Raw genomic sequence first — 14451 nt, forward strand, 5'->3', positions numbered from 1 at the left:
TGTGATCATTGGGAGGAGCTCGTCGTGAAGGCCGTCCGCGTCCACGGGTACAAGCAGGATCCGAGCATCGACGACATCCCGGAGCCCAAGCTCCAGGGGCCGCTCGACGTCATCGTCAAGATCGGTGCCGCGGGGGTGTGCCGTACCGACCTCCACATCGTCGACGGCGACTGGGCGGACATCCAGAACCCCGACCTGCCCTACGTCATCGGGCACGAGAACGCGGGCTGGGTGCACGAGGTCGGCGACGCGGTCACCAACGTCAAGGTCGGCGACACGGTGATCCTGCACCCGCAGCCCTCCTGCGGGCAGTGCCTGGCCTGCCGCGCCGGTCGCGACATGCAGTGCACGGGGGACGCGTTCTTCCCGGGCCTGTCGAACAACGACGGCGGCATGGCCGAGTACATGCGCACCACCGCCCGGGCGTGCGTGAAGCTGAACCCCGACACCAAGCCTGCCGACGTCGCCGCACTGGCCGACGCGGGGCTCACGGCGTACCACGCCGTGCGCAAGGCGGTCCCGTACCTGTACCCCGGCACCACCGCCGTCGTGCAGGGCGCGGGCGGGCTCGGCCACATCGGCATCCAGGCCCTCGCGGCCCTGACCGCCACCAAGATCATCGTCGTCGACAAGAACCCCGCCGCCCTGGAGCTGGCCAAGCAGATCGGCGCGGACGAGACGGTGGTCGCCGACGGCAACCAGGTCGCCGCGGTGCAGGACCTGACCGGGGGCGGCGCCACCGTCGTCTTCGACTACGTCGCCGAGCAGGGCGCGGAGCTCGACGCCTGGCAGATGACCGGGCCGGCCGGCTACCAGTTCAACCTCGGCTACGGCGGCGAGTTCCGGGCCCCGACCCTCGATTTCGTCGCCGGCGAGAAGAACATCATCGGCAACATCGTCGGGACGTACAACGACCTCGCCGAACTGATGGTCCTCGCCCAGGCGGGCAAGGTCACGCTGCACACCGTGCAGTACCGGCTCGACCAGGCGCTGGACGCCCTGCACGACCTGGACGCGGGGAAGGTCCGCGGCCGGGCGATCCTCGTCCCGTAGACGGCCCCAGATTCTGGAGCAGTACAGGAAGGACACCACCACATGTACGAGAAGGACGGCGAGAAGTACTTCATCGTCGACTCCCACATGCACTTCTGGGACGCGTCGCCGCAGAACTGGGTGCCGGGTGCCGAGCAGTACGCCAAGGGCTGGATCGAGTGCTTCCACGCCTACCAGGGACTCGGCCCCGCCGACACGCACCAGCCGCTCGAGGAGTTCCAGCACGTCTCCGAAGAGCAGCTGATGCGCGAGGAGTTCGAGGAGGGGCACGTCGACGTCGCGATCTTCCAGTCGACGTACCTCAAGGAGTGGTACTCGAACGGCTTCAACACGACGGAGCAGAACGGGTACCTCGCCGAGAAGTACCCGGACAAGTTCATCGTCAACACCCGCTTCGACCCGCGCGACGGCGACGCCGGCATGCGCGAGTTCGAGGAGAACGTCCGGAAGTACAACGCCAAGGGCGCGAAGCTCTACACCGCGGAGTGGAACGGTGACTCCCGCGGCTACAAGCTGACCGACCCGGAGGCGTACCGCTTCCTGCAGCGGGCCGAGGAACTGGGCGTCAAGAACATCCACGTCCACAAGGGCCCGACGATCTGGCCCCTGGACAAGGACGCGTTCGACGTCTCGGACGTCGACCACGCGGCGACGGACTTCCAGGGTCTGAACTTCATCGTCGAGCACGTGGGCCTGCCGCGCATCGAGGACTTCTGCTTCATGGCGACGCAGGAGCCCAACGTGTACGCCGGGCTCTCGGTGGTCATCGGCGGCCTCATGCACGCCCGTCCCAAGTTCTTCGCGAAGGTCATGGGCGAGCTGCTGTTCTGGGTCGGCGAGGACAAGATGACCTTCGGCTCGGACTACAACATCTGGACGCCGAAGTGGCAGATCGAGGGCCTCGTCGACTGGACGATGCCCGACGACGACCAGTTCGCGGACTACCCGCGACTGGACACCAACGGCAAGAAGAAGATCCTCGGCCTGAACGCGGCGAAGCTGTACGACATCGACGTGCCGGCCGACTGCCGGATCGTCGAGGGTGAGGGCGCCCAGCTCGTCGACGAGCGCGAGGTGGCCCAGGCATGACCGTGACCTCCGACGCCCCCGCCGCCCTGGTGGCGGGGGCGTGGGAGGCGCTGCGCACCGTGCGCGACCCGGAGCTCGACGCCGACGTCGTCAGCCTGGACTTCGTGGCCGAGTGCTCGGTCACGGAGGACGGGGTCGCGCACGTGCGCCTGCGCCTGCCCACCTACTTCTGCGCGCCCAACTTCGCGTTCCTCATGGTCGCCGACGCCTGGGACGCCCTGTCGCAGGTGGAGGGACTGTCGGACGTCGACGTCACCCTCATCGACCACTTCGCCTCCGACGCCATCAACGCGGGCGTCGCGGCGCGGGCCGGCTTCGTCAGCTCGATGGCCGGCACCGAGGTCGGCGAGGCCGTCGAGGAGCTGCACGACCTGCGGCGATCGTTCACCGAGCGGGCGATGATGGCCGGCACCGACCTCGTCGTCCGCCCGATGATGCGGGCCGGTGCGACGCCGGAGCAGGTCGCCGGGATGACCCTCGCGGACGCCCCGGACTCGGACGACCTGCGTCGCCTGCGGGCACGCCGGCGCGAGCTCGGGATCCCCGCCGACGACGACGCGCCCCTGGTCGTCGACCCGGTGGGGCGCACGGTCGGGCTCGAGGCCCTGCCGCTGCACCTGCGCAAGGCGCGGTCGTACCAGGTCGGCGTCGACGCGAACACCAGCATCTGCAAGGGCCAGCTCGCGGTCCGCTACGGGCTCTAGAGCAGGCCCGGTCCCCTCGAGAGGAGTGCTCCCGCCATGCCGCGTCTTCCGGACGGCGAGCCGGTCCGGCTCGATCCCGGCAACCACGACGACCCCGGGGCCGGCCGTTGTCTCATGGAGCACGTCTCGGTACTGGCGGGGGAGCCCTTCCGGGCGTGGCCCCGGTGCACCCACCCCGCCGTCGCGGCGCTGGCCACCCAGGTCAACGACCGGTGCTCGCCGGAGGGGCGGGCCGCGCTGCTCGGGCGGGCCGAGGCGCTCGCCCGTGCCGACAGCGACGACCCGGCGCTGACCTGGCGGCTCGTGGCCCTGACGGCCGAGGCCACGCTCGTCACCCGCCCGTACGACCGCGGCGCGACCCGGCGGCTCGCGCGGGCCCGGCGCTCGCGGCGCCTGTGGGGCACGGCCCTGCCGGGTCCGCTCGCCCGCCGGCTGCCGCGCTGGGCCCTCGTGAGCTGCGGGCTCGCCGCCCTCGACGAGCTCGTCGCCGCGCTCCACGGCCTCGTCGCCGTGGCCGGGCCGCCGGGCTCGCCCGAGCGCGACATCGTCCTCGTCGCGCTGCTCGACAGTGTCCTCGACGCGGTCCTCGACGAGGCCCCCGACGACCGACCCGCGGTGGACGCCATCCCCCGACAGCACACCAGGAAGGAGCTCGTCGCATGAGCGCCCCCAGCGAGACCCCGCGCACCGTCCGGCGCATCGGATCGCCGGCCGCGGTGGCGCTCGCCGACCTCGCCGCGATCTTCGACGACCTGCAGACGGTGCTGCTGTCCTGCGAGCGCCTCGTCACGCAGCTGAGCGTCCCCGAGCCCGACCCGGTGGTCGTCGAGTCGCTGTGGACCACGGCCCTGCTGTCGTACTCGCGCTGCTTCGCTCCCGGCGAGCGCGGCATGAACCTCACCGAGGACGACGTCACCTCCCTCGAGCTCGAGGGCGAGGTGCTCGGCTGGCACAAGATGCTGCGCCAGCTCAAGAAGCACTACGCCGACCCCGCGAAGAACCCCCGCGAGACCTTCGAGGTCGGCGTGGCCGTCGCCGACGGCGTGCCCCAGGGCGTGGCGATCACGTCCACGCGCCAGGCCCTGCCGGACACGATCTCGGTGCACCAGACCGGCGCGATCGCCTACCAGCTCAGCCAGCGCGTGGACCAGCGCATCGCCGAGCACCAGGGGACGGTCCTCGAGGGCGCCCGCGCCCTGAGCCCGACCGAGCTCGAGACGCTGGACGAGGTCGAGCTCACCGACACCCCGGAGGGCGACGAGTGATCGAGAAGTACAACCCCTGGACCGTCGTCAACCTCGTCTTCGAGCACCTCGCCGACCAGGGCCTGCACCCGGTCCTGGGGGAGAACGGCGACCCCTCGGCCGCGGCGGCCGAGCTGCTGAGCTCGCTGGGCATCACCCCGGGCGACCCCTCGTGGGGGGAGGGGCAGGACGCCGAGCGCGTGCGGGAGGACCTCGCGGCGCTGCGGGCGGCGTTCGACCCGGTCGACTCCACCGACTCCCGGGAGTAGCCGTGGTCGCGATGCGCTTCGCGCGGCTCGTGGTGCACAGGATGACCCGCGAGCCGCTCGCGCTGCTCGTGGAGGAGAACGCCGACCGGTGCGTGGTCGTGTCGGTGCGCGGGCCCCAGGCCGAGATCATCGACCGGGGTCCGCGGGCCGCGGCGCCGGACGACGACGACCGCCTCACCCAGGACCTCATCGGCGAGCTCGCCGTGCGCCTCGGCCGGCGCCTGGAGCGCGGCGAGATCGTCGACCTCGTCGACGACCGCTTCCGCGCGGAGCTGGTGCTCGACGACGGCACGCGCCTGCCCGGGCGCCCGAGCGACGTGCTCGCGGTGACCGTGCGGGAGGCCCTGCCCCTCGAGGTCGCCGACTCCGTGGTCGACGCGGTCGGCCAGTCCTACAGCGAGCTGGGGGGCGACCGGCAGGAGCCCGCGCGCCAGGCCGCCGAGCAGGTCGAGGAGATGCGGGCGTTCCTCGAGCAGGCCACCCCGCAGGACTTCGCCCGCCCGCCGGACGCCGGCGAGGGCCGCCCGTCGGGGGCCGACCCCGGCTGAGACCGTCCTGACCTGCGGCGTCGCGGTACGCGGCCGTCTCGATCCGAGACAGCGAAGGGGTCCTGCGGGGCGCGTCCGGCCCGTAGGATGCCGTGTTAGCCATCACGTCGACCGTGGTGGCCGATGGCGAGGTGGCCCATGGACGGACGCGCCCAGAGCGCCCTCGGTCGCGCGCGAGAGTTCTTCGTGGACCGGGGCAGCGTGAGCGCCTCCGGCATCGTCCGTCCCGAGATCGTCGACTCCTGGGAGCGTTCGCGGAACGCCGGGGTCGACGCGAGCCAGCTCGACCTGCCCTACGAGCCCGACCTCGACTTCGACGGCAGCCTGTCCAACTGCGCCCGCCCGGTGCTCGACGACCTCGCCGAGCGGCTCTCGGGCATGTCCGTGGCCGTGGTGCTCACCGACGCCGACGGCCGGGTGCTCGAGCGGCGGGTCGGCGAGGGCGAGCTGCAGCGCCGCCTGGACGCCATCTCGCTCGCGCCCGGGTTCAGCTACGCCGAGGAGTTCGCCGGCACCAACGGGGTGGGCACCTCGCTCGAGGGGGCGATCCCGGCGCTGGTCGTCGGGGCCGAGCACTTCAGCGAGCGCCTGCAGGCGTTCGCGTGCGCGGGCGCCCCGGTGCGGGGCCCGGACGGCGCGCTGGCCGGCATCCTCGACGTCACCTGCCTGCGCTCCGAGGCCAACGACCTCATGCGCTTCCTCGCCCAGCAGGCCGCCACCGACATCGAGGACGTCCTGCGCGAGCGCGGCGGCGTCGGCATCCGCCGGGTCATGGCCGCGTTCCGCGCGACATGCGCGCGCACGCGCGGGCCGGTCCTCGCGCTCACCGACGAGCTCGTGATGGTCAACCGCGCGGCCCGCGGCCTCTCCGCGCTCGACCAGGAGCGGGTCACGGTGCGGGCGATGGAGCTGGGCGTCGGCGGGCGTCCCCACCAGGACCGTGTGCTGCTCACCGACGGCCCCGCCCGTCTGATGATCACCCCGGTGCCGGCCGAGCGGCCGGTGGGCGTGGTCGTGGAGGTCGTGCCCAGCCGCAGCAGTCTGCGGCTCGCGGGCGGCGACGACGCGAGCCGGACCTCCCCCCGCACCGCCGAGCTGCCCGCCCCGCCCTCGCCCGCCGGGTCCTCGTCGGCCTGGTTCCCGCCGTCTCCCTCGTCCGTGGAGCGCCCGCTGCCCGGGCTCGCCGGCGACTCGCGGCCGTGGCGCACCGTCGCGGGGGCGCTGCGTGCCGCCGCCGGCGCGGCCCGGAGCACCGTGGTGCTCGGCGAGCCGGGCACCGGCAAGGCAGCCGCCGTCCGCGCCGCCCACTCCGAGGTCCGGCCCGGGGCGCGCTGGGTCGCCGTCGACGGGTCCGACCCGGAGGCGGCCGTGACGCTCGCCGGCTACGCCGCGGAGGCGTCCACGTCCGGTGCGGGCGCGGTCACCGTGGTCGTGCGGCACACCGAGGCCCTCGACGCGGCCGGGGTGGGCGCGCTGACCTCCCTGCTCGCCGAGGTCCCGTCGTCGTGGTGGGTGGTCGGCCTGCTCACCGCGGAGCGGCCGCCCGACGATGGGCCGCTCGGCGGGATGCTCGCCGGGTTCGCCACGTCCGTGCTGGTCGAGCCCCTGCGCCGCCGGCCCGACGACATCCCGCTCATCGCCGCGGCCCTCATCGCGCGGCTCGCGCCGTCGCGGCGCGCGCGGTGCACGCCCGAGACCGCGGCCCTGCTCACCGGGGCCCGCTGGCCCGGCAACGTCACCCAGCTCGCCGGGGTGCTGCGCCGCGCGCTCGCCGCGCGGCCCGCCGGCGACGTCGAGGCGGCCGACCTGCCCGCCGAGTTCGCGGTCAGCGGCACCCGCCGGCGTCTCACGCCGCTGGAGACCGCCGAGCGCGACCTCATCGTGTCCGCGCTGGTCGAGGCGAACGGCAACCGCTCGCAGGCGGCGAGCGCGCTGGGGATCGGCCGCGCGACGCTCTACCGGCGCCTGCGGGCCTTCGGCATCACCGACGTGGGCCGGTGAACCCGAACTCGCGGTCCAGCGGGGCGTCGCGCTCCACCGTCTCGTTCGGGCGCGCGGGCGGCATGCCGACCTGACGCGCGCCGATCTCCCCGGCCCACTGCGCGCTCGCCCGCGCGGCCACCGCGCGGACGGCCTCGACGAGCTCGTCCTCGTCGAGCGCCAGCCGGCGCGCCGAGCAGGAGAGGCCCAGGGCGACCGTGGCGGCGCCGGACGGCGAGACGACCGGGGCGGCGATCGAGGCGAAGCCGCCCGCGAACTCCTCGCGGTCCAGGGCGACGCCGTCGCGGCGGACGTCCTCGAGCTCGGCCTGCAGCGTGCTGAGGTCGGTGACCGTCGCCGGGGTCAGGGCGGTGAGCGCGTCGCCCTCCTCGTCGACCGCCTCGCGGTACTCCGCCGAGGTCGCGAGCAGGACCTTCGTCATGGCGAGGGCGTGCGCGTGGATCGGCGGCACGTGGGTGCCGAGCCCCGGGTGCTTCGCGAGGCCCTGGTGACCGCGCGAGTCGGTGACGGTCGCGACCACGGTGCCCGTGCGGCGCACGAGGTACGAGCGCTGGCGGGTACGGCGGTAGAGCTCGGTGGTGGCCTCGGCCAGCACGGCGCCGGGGTCCGGGTCGCCGGGCACGGGGCTCGCGGCGGGGACCGTGCCCCAGTGGCCCCACGGCGGCGCGTCGGACAGGCGGCAGCGCCCGGAGCCCTCGCGCTCGGCGTAGCCGGCCTCGCACAAGGTGTTGATCATGTAGCGGGCGGTCGCGGCGCTCTTGCCGAGCTCCTCGGCGAGGTCGCTGGCGGACAGGCCGTCCGGGTGGTCCCCGAGCAGGCGCAGCGCGCGCAGGACCGTCGCCGCGGTCTTCAGCGACCGCGAACCACCGCCTGCGGGCACCACGTCGTCGTCCACGTCCCCGACGGTAGGACCATCCCGAGGTGACGCCTGTCTCAGTGTGAGACGGCGCGACGACCGGGCGTCCGGAGGCGATCTTCGGACCGCCGGGACCGCCCGGATAGATGCATCATCGCAGGTCGACGGGCTCCCCGGCCCCCGCGCGGGCCAGCGCGTGGCGCGTCGGCTCGCGGTAGAGGGGGTAGAGCTCGCCCACCGTGCGGTCGACCGCGGCGCGGTCCAGCCAGGCCGGACCGCCCAGCCGGGCGCGCCCCTCGGACGTCAGGGCCACAGGCTGCGCGCCCGCGTGGGGCGGGTCGCCCAGCCCCGCGAGACCGGTGTCGAGCAGACGTTCGACGCCCCGGGCCCCGATCCGCCCGTAGGACATCGTCTCGACCTCGAGCCCCGGCACGATGACCTTCGCGGTCACCGCCGACCCCGCGTCGGCGACCACGGTCAGCACGTCGAAGCCGTCGAGGCGCGCGAGGAGGTCGTCGAGCAGCGCGCGGGGCTCGTCGAGCCCGGGGGTGTGCGGGAGGTCGGTGAACGCCACCGTCTCCCGCTGCGCGAGGACCGTGGGCGCCAGCAGGTCGCGCAGGGCGGCGGGCCCGCACGCGGTCCAGTCCGCCATCGCCTCGAACGCCCGCCGCTCCTGCGGCGGCACCGGGTGGGCCAGCTCGCGCTCCCAGTACCGGGCGTCGAACAGCGGGCGCACGGTGTCCAGGTCGGCGTGCGCGACCAGCTTGCGCACGCGCGCGGAGCAGAACTCGAGCAGCGCCTTCTGCAGGGCGACCTCGCGGTCGGGGTGCGCGGCCTCCCCGCAGGCGGTCACCGAGATCGGGTGCGGCGCGTCGGCGGGGTCGGTGTCGTGGCCGACGACGTGCAGGTCGGTCACCCCGAAGGCCGTCGAGGCGAGCTTCGGGACCACGGTGATGCCGACGGCGGCGAGGTGGTCGAGCAGGCGCCGGGTGTCCGGGTCGGTCACGCCCCCGGTGTCGATGACGATCCCGCGGTCGAGCGCGCGGAAGGCCGTGGCGTTCCCGTCGCGCTGGAGCAGCTCGCCGAGCGCGTGACCGACGGCCCGCTCGACGGTGTCCCCGGCGCCGCAGCCGTTGGTGATCACGGTGACGAGCCGCTCGTCGGCGGGCTGCCAGTCGAGGTCGACCGGGTAGGCCGCGGCGAACTCCGCGGGGACGAGCACCTCCTCGCCGGTGCGCCACCGCGTCGTCGGCAGCCACCAGCGGGGCCGGTCCGGGTCGTACGCGGTGCCCGCGGGCAGGACGAGGGAGACCGGGTCGACGACGCGGTCGCCGCCGCGCACCGCTCGCAGCGCGGTGTAGGAGTCGCGCACCGGCGCGAGCTCGCGCAGCCGCCGCGACAGCAGCATCTCCTCGGCGAGCTCGGCGTGCGCCGCCACCCGGGCGCGCTCGGTCGACAGGCCGTAGCCGAAGGCGCCGCTGCGCGGCCACTCGCCCGCGGGGTCGGCGTGGTCGGCGGAGACCACGGCGACCCCCGTTCGGTCGGCGGCGGAGAGCTCGGTGTCGCCGACGTCGCCGGGTGGCAGCGCGGCGTCGAGGCCCGCGGTCACGTCGTCCAGGGAGGCCGTCACCCGAGCTCCTCCAGCGGGATCGGCCCGGCCACCGGCTGCGCGGACAGCAGCCGGTCGTAGAGCGCGAGGACCGTCTTGGTCGAGATGTGCGGCGCGTACTCGAACGGCGTCGCGACCGCCTCGAAGTCGAGCGCCTCGATGACGGCGTAGGCGTCGCGGATCTCCTGATGGGAGAGCGGGATCTGCGCGTGGTAGGCCTTGTGGGCCGACAGCCCGACCGTGGCGCCGTCGGCGTCGAAGCTCGGCTTGAGCATGTCGCCGCAGAAGAGGATGCCCCGGCGCTCGTCGTGCAGGACGTTGTGGCCGTCGAAGTGCCCGCCGGTGCGGTGGGCGACGAGGCCGGGCGCGAACGCGTGGCGGTCGTCGAGGGGCCAGGTCACGCGGAACGCCTTGGTCCACTCCAGGTCCCGCACGCCGATGCCGAGCACCGGCGGGGCGAGCTCGTCCTGGAGCTGGAAGAGCGCGCCGTAGCCGTGGACGTGGCTGGCGCCGAGCGCGACGAGCCCGCCGCGGCGGCGCAGCTCGGCGATCGCCGCGTCGGGGTAGAAGCCGGCGCCCTCGAAGCCGACGAGGCCGTTGTCGGTCTCGATCACCCAGCCGCAGGTGCCGAGCCCGACCTGCGGCTCGCACCAGAAGGCGGTGACGCCCGGCGTGACCTCCTCCCACCGCGCCTCGCGGCCGGCGGCGAGGTCGTCGAACGCGTGGAACTCCCAGCCGTCCTCGGGCAGGGCGTTGCGGACGTCGACGCAGACCGGGCACTGCGGCGGGACGTCGAACCAGCGCTGCCAGTGGCCGCAGTTGGTGCAGGTCCAGGGGCTCAGGGGCATGCCGCCTCCATCAGCAGGGTGTGCAGCGCGAGGTCGCGGTGCAGCGGGTACGGCCACGGCGCCTCGCCGCGGACGGCGGCGCCGAACGCCGCCAGCTGCCGCGTGAACGGGCCGGTCCCGGTGTCGAACGCGACGGGTGCGGCGGCGCCGGTCGTCGCGTCGATGCGGGTGAGCGTGCCGCCGGGGTCCTGGCCGAGGGTGTCCTCGGCGACGAGCTGGGCCCGGGTGCCGACGACCTCGAGCCGCCGGCGCGGCAGCGGGTCGGCGGTGGAGAAGCTGACATGGTGTGACAGCAGCGTGCCGCTCGCGGTGCGGCCGGCGAGGACCGCGGTGTCGTCGACGCCCGGCGCGTAGGCGTGGACCCGCGTCGCGGTCAGCGCGACGAGGTCGACGACGTCCTCGCCGAGCACGCACCCGGTGAGGTCGAGGCCGTGCGGGGCGAGGTCGATCATCGCGCCGCCGCCCGCCCGCGCGGGGTCCACCCGCCAGTTGTCCCGGCCGCCCACCGGCGTGCGCCAGTCCGGCGGCAGCCAGCAGCCGTAGACGATCCGCACGGTGGTGACGACGCCCAGGTCGCCGGCCGCGACCCGCTGCGCGATCACCTCGTGCGCGGGGTGGAAGCGCTGGTCGAACGCGGTGCCGGCGAGCAGGCCCTCGGTCGCGGCGACCATCTCCTTCGCCGTCGGCACGTCGTGGGCGAGCGGCTTCTCGCACAGCACCGGGAGGCCGGCGGCCGCGACCCGCTCCACGACCGGCGCGTGCGCGTGGTTCGGGGTGGCGACGTAGACGGCGTCGAGGCCCGGGGCGGCGAGCAGGTCGTCGAGGTCGGCGTAGACCGGCGCGAGCCCGTCGAGCGCCGCCGGGTCCCGGTCGTGCACGCCGACGAGGTGCGCGGCGGGGTCGGCGGCGACGGCGGGGAGCACGTGGTCGCGGGCCACCCACCCGGCGCCGACCACGCCCCAGCCCGTCACCAACTCTCCGGCAGATCGACCAGCAGCCGGCGCGCCACGGCATCGTCGGGCAGCGGGTCGGGCCATCGCTCGGGCAGGTAGGTCGCGGCGCGCGGGCCGTACTCGGCGGCCCAGACGTCGTTCGGCCACCGGCGCACGCCGTCGGCGTAGAGGGGGTTCGGGCGCAGGTCGGCGTCGGTCGCCGGGTCCAGCAGTGCGGGCTCACCCGCGAAGCCGGTGAGGTCGCGGGCCAGCGCGACGGCCTCGGTGTCGGCGAGGTCCTCGGCCGGCGCCGGCCGCGGGAGGCGTCGCTCGAGCGTCGCCGCGGTCAGCTCTTCCTCGCCGTAGCAGGACGCCTCGGGCAGGAGCGCGGCCCAGGACTCGGGCGGGCGCGGGTGCCCGGGCTGGCCGACGTTGTGGCAGTGCGCGGCGACCACGGCCCCGCCGGGTCCGGCGTGCCCGGCGGCCGTCGCGAGCACCGCCGCCGGGTCGTCGAGGAAGTAGAGGACGTCGTGCGCGGCGACGTACGCGCCCTCGGCGGGCGGCACCGGCCAGGGGTGCGCGAGGTCGGCGCAGACGAGGTCGACGTGCGCGGGCACCACGAAGCGGCGGGCGAGCCAGAGCTTGGCGAAGACGACGTCGACGCCGGTCAGGTCCCGCTCGCCGTGCTGCGCGAGGCGGCGCAGGAGGTGCCCGGCGCCACAGGCGAGGTCGAGCACGGGACGCCCGGCCGGCGGGTGCGCCGCGGTCAGGGCGAGGACGGCGAGCCCCGAGGGGTCGTGGTCGCGGTGCAGGAAGTAGTCGCCGACCCGCCCGAGCCCGAGGCCCGTGACGGCCTCGCGCAGCGAGGTGGCGTGCCGGGTCGCCCGGAGCTGCTCGGCGGGCGGCGGGGGCTGGTCCCACCAGTCGTCGTTGTCGGCCAGCAGCACGGCCGCGGCGTCGTCCGGGCGGCCGTCGTCGAGGGCGGCGAGCGCGCGGCCGCGGACCTCCTCGCGCCCGGCGCGCAGGTACGGGACGCCGTCGAGCACCGGCCACCGCGTCGCCCCGTCGGTGAGGCTGTGCGGCGCGTCGGCGTGCAGCGCGGCGCCGGTCACGGGGCTGACCAGCGCCGACGCGGTCGAGACGCTCACGGCAGCAGCCCCGCCGCCGCGAGCACCGCGTTCTGGTGCTCCTGGACCGGCGAGGCGTGCACGAGCTCGAGGTCGTCGAGCGCCTCGCGGACCGTGAACGACGCCGCCCGCGCGTGGTGGTGCACCTGCAGCACGCGGTCGAGGACGTCGGCGGCGTGGAACGTCGCGCCGAGCGGGGTCTCGGCGTCGGCGCGGGCGGCGAGCAGGGGACGGACGCGGTCGGCGAGCTCGCCGGGCAGCTCGCCGAGCGCCCGCGCGGTGAGCCGGTCGACCACGGCGTCGAGGTGCTCGCCGAGCAGGGTCTCGCCGGCGAACCCGGCGTCGGGCAGCACGGCGTTGTGCAGGTGGTGGGCGAGCCCGAGCAGGAAGGCGTCGCCGCGGTCGGCGCCGTGGTCCTCGGCGAGCAGGGCGCCGTACACGGCCACCGCCCAGCAGTGCTCGCCGTGGTCCTCCGGCGGTTCGGCGATCAGGCGCGCCCGGCCCGGCGCCGTCGCCCCGGCCCGGGGCTGGCGGCGCAGCGCGTCGATGAACGCCGGGAGCGCCACGGCGGCGCCCGCCGGCGGTGGCGCCGCGCGCAGCCGGTCCAGCGTGGCGGGGTGCACGACCCCGGCGGCGACCTCGTCCACCGCGCGCCGCAGGACCACTCCCGCGGCGTCCCCGTCGAGACCGGCCTCGGCGAGGACGGCGGCGTCGATCCCGGCGAGGCGGGCGCCCGCCACGGCCGCCGCGGTCTCCCGGTCCGCCACGGCCGTCGGGTCGGCGCCGCCGACGAGCGCCGACCACGCCCGGGCGAACGCGCGCGACGCCATCGACCCCTCGGCGTCCGCGGTGCGGACGCGCTTGAGGTCGCCGACCTCGCGGAACAGTCCGGGGACCGCGGCGTACCGGGCGGAGGGCGCCACCAGGGCCGTCGTCACGCGGCGCCCGCGGCGATCCACTCGCGCAGCACCTGCTCCTGGCGGTACAGGGCGTGCTCGGGACGCGAGCCGTCGCGGGTGGTCGGCGCCTTGAAGAAGTAGCCGAGCTGCTCCTGCGCGCCACCCTCGCCGCGGCGCTGGGCCTCGACGACGAGCCGCACGAGCTCGAGCACCAGCGGCGCCGCGAGCACGGAGTCGCGGGCCATGAAGTCGACCTTGATCTGCATCCGCTGGCCGAGGAAGCCGACCAGGTCGATGTTGTCCCAGGCCTCCTTCTCGTCACCGCGCGGGCGGTAGTAGTCGATGCGCACGACGTGGTCGCCGACCTCGTAGCCGAGGATGTCGTCGAGCACCGAGCCCTTCGTCGCGACCTTGCTGGACAGCGAGTCGGGGTCGTCGAGGATCTCGCCGTCGCGGTTGCCGAGGATGTTCGTCGAGTACCAGCCGTCGACGGTCAGGGCGCGCGAGCGGAACGCCGGCGCGAGCACCGTCTTCATCATCGTCTGGCCGGTCTTGCCGTCCTTGCCGGCGACGGGCACCCCGCGCTGCTCGGCGAGCTCGAGCAGGGCGGGGACGTCGGCGGCCGCGCTCGGCGTGAAGTTGACGTACGGGCTGCCCTCGGTGATCGCGGCGTAGGCGTAGAGCATGCCCGGGGTGATCGCGGCGTCGTCGACGTCGAGGGCCTTCTCGAAGCCGTCGGCGGTCGCCAGCGCGGGCAGGGTCAGGTCCGGCCAGCGCTCGGTGGACGCGAGGTTGACGACGACGAGGTCGTCGAGCCCCTGCTCCTCGCGGAAGCGGCGCAGGTCCGCGGCGATGTGCGCCACGCGGTCGCGCAGGCCCGCGACGGCGACCAGGTTGGTGCCGCGGGCGTTGCGGCAGTACTCGGGGTCGGCGACGGCCGGCCACGGCGCGATGCCGGTCAGCGCCGGGCCCGCGGCCTCGATCTGCCGGTCGTCGAGCACGCGGTGGACCTGCGCGGCCTTGGCCAGGTCGTCGCCCTCCACGTCCCAGCCGGCGAACACCAGCGAGGTGTAGGGCACCAGGCCCTCGGCGTCGGCGAGCGGGAGGCCCTCGGTGCCCGCGGCGCCCAGCTTCATCATCTCGACGCCGGCGACCGCGGTGGTGGCCACTGCCCCACCGAGCCCGACGATCGCCACTCCCGTGCGAGCGTTCTCCGCCACGTTGGTCCTCCTCGACCCATCAGAAGTACTCAGCCCGGTGTGGACCCCGCCG

At 75.0% G+C, this 14451-nt stretch carries 15 protein-coding genes; 8 read left to right on the forward strand and 7 right to left on the reverse strand.

Going from position 1 to position 14451, the window contains the following annotated elements; genetic code table 11:
• The first annotated feature begins 24 nt into the window (after positions 1-24).
• From EV188_RS22290 to EV188_RS22325, 8 genes are all read left to right on the forward strand, one after another.
• Entirely contained in the window at positions 25-1053 is a 1029-nt protein-coding gene (locus EV188_RS22290) for an NAD(P)-dependent alcohol dehydrogenase (protein ID WP_133828502.1), read from the forward strand.
• A 42-nt stretch (positions 1054-1095) separates the two neighbouring features.
• Entirely contained in the window at positions 1096-2142 is a 1047-nt protein-coding gene (locus EV188_RS22295; protein WP_133828503.1) for an amidohydrolase family protein, read from the forward strand.
• Complete coding sequence (locus EV188_RS22300; protein ID WP_133828504.1) at positions 2139-2846, forward strand: metal-sulfur cluster assembly factor; 708 nt, start codon at positions 2139-2141, stop codon at positions 2844-2846. Before EV188_RS22295 ends, EV188_RS22300 begins: the two co-directional genes overlap by 4 nt.
• Positions 2847-2882: 36 nt before the next feature.
• A complete protein-coding gene (locus tag EV188_RS22305; protein WP_133828505.1) occupies positions 2883-3509 on the forward strand; it encodes a hypothetical protein in 627 nt (208 codons plus the stop codon).
• Positions 3506-4111: a hypothetical protein gene (locus tag EV188_RS22310; protein WP_133828506.1), complete on the forward strand. Its 606-nt coding sequence runs from the start codon at positions 3506-3508 to the stop codon at positions 4109-4111. The genes EV188_RS22305 and EV188_RS22310 overlap by 4 nt, the downstream gene beginning before the upstream one ends.
• Positions 4108-4359, forward strand: coding sequence for a hypothetical protein (locus EV188_RS22315; protein WP_133828507.1), 252 nt, complete (start codon positions 4108-4110; stop codon positions 4357-4359). Before EV188_RS22310 ends, EV188_RS22315 begins: the two co-directional genes overlap by 4 nt.
• A 41-nt stretch (positions 4360-4400) precedes the next feature.
• Positions 4401-4907: a bifunctional nuclease family protein gene (locus EV188_RS22320; protein ID WP_166660018.1), complete on the forward strand. Its 507-nt coding sequence runs from the start codon at positions 4401-4403 to the stop codon at positions 4905-4907.
• 138 nt (positions 4908-5045) lie between these two features.
• Positions 5046-6908, forward strand: a complete 1863-nt coding sequence (locus EV188_RS22325) for a sigma-54-dependent Fis family transcriptional regulator (RefSeq protein ID WP_133828509.1) — start codon at positions 5046-5048, stop codon at positions 6906-6908.
• Here EV188_RS22325 and EV188_RS22330 read toward each other — a convergent pair.
• The 7 genes from EV188_RS22330 to EV188_RS22360 form a co-directional block, all read right to left on the reverse strand.
• Positions 6889-7803 (reverse strand): IclR family transcriptional regulator, encoded by a 915-nt coding sequence (locus EV188_RS22330; protein ID WP_133828510.1) that lies wholly within the window; start codon positions 7801-7803, stop codon positions 6889-6891. The genes EV188_RS22325 and EV188_RS22330 overlap by 20 nt on opposite strands.
• A 112-nt stretch (positions 7804-7915) precedes the next feature.
• The gene (locus EV188_RS22335; RefSeq protein ID WP_133828511.1) at positions 7916-9394 is read right to left on the reverse strand and encodes a YcaO-like family protein; all 1479 of its coding nucleotides are present in this window, start codon (positions 9392-9394) and stop codon (positions 7916-7918) included.
• A complete protein-coding gene (locus tag EV188_RS22340; RefSeq protein ID WP_133828512.1) occupies positions 9391-10221 on the reverse strand; it encodes an MBL fold metallo-hydrolase in 831 nt (276 codons plus the stop codon). The genes EV188_RS22335 and EV188_RS22340 overlap by 4 nt, the downstream gene beginning before the upstream one ends.
• A complete protein-coding gene (locus EV188_RS22345; protein ID WP_243741907.1) occupies positions 10212-11192 on the reverse strand; it encodes a Gfo/Idh/MocA family protein in 981 nt (326 codons plus the stop codon). Before EV188_RS22345 ends, EV188_RS22340 begins: the two co-directional genes overlap by 10 nt.
• The gene (locus EV188_RS22350; RefSeq protein WP_208114337.1) at positions 11189-12301 is read right to left on the reverse strand and encodes a class I SAM-dependent methyltransferase; all 1113 of its coding nucleotides are present in this window, start codon (positions 12299-12301) and stop codon (positions 11189-11191) included. Before EV188_RS22350 ends, EV188_RS22345 begins: the two co-directional genes overlap by 4 nt.
• Complete coding sequence (locus EV188_RS22355; protein ID WP_243741908.1) at positions 12298-13239, reverse strand: HD domain-containing protein; 942 nt, start codon at positions 13237-13239, stop codon at positions 12298-12300. Before EV188_RS22355 ends, EV188_RS22350 begins: the two co-directional genes overlap by 4 nt.
• Positions 13215-14399 carry an inositol-3-phosphate synthase gene (locus tag EV188_RS22360; RefSeq protein WP_243741909.1) on the reverse strand — a complete coding sequence of 395 codons (1185 nt, stop codon included), beginning with the start codon at positions 14397-14399 and terminating at the stop codon, positions 13215-13217. Before EV188_RS22360 ends, EV188_RS22355 begins: the two co-directional genes overlap by 25 nt.
• Between the last annotated feature and the right edge of the window lie 52 nt (positions 14400-14451).

Origin of the sequence: Actinomycetospora succinea (genome assembly GCF_004363095.1) — a bacterium.
Taxonomy (GTDB): Bacteria; Actinomycetota; Actinomycetes; order Mycobacteriales; family Pseudonocardiaceae; genus Actinomycetospora; species Actinomycetospora succinea.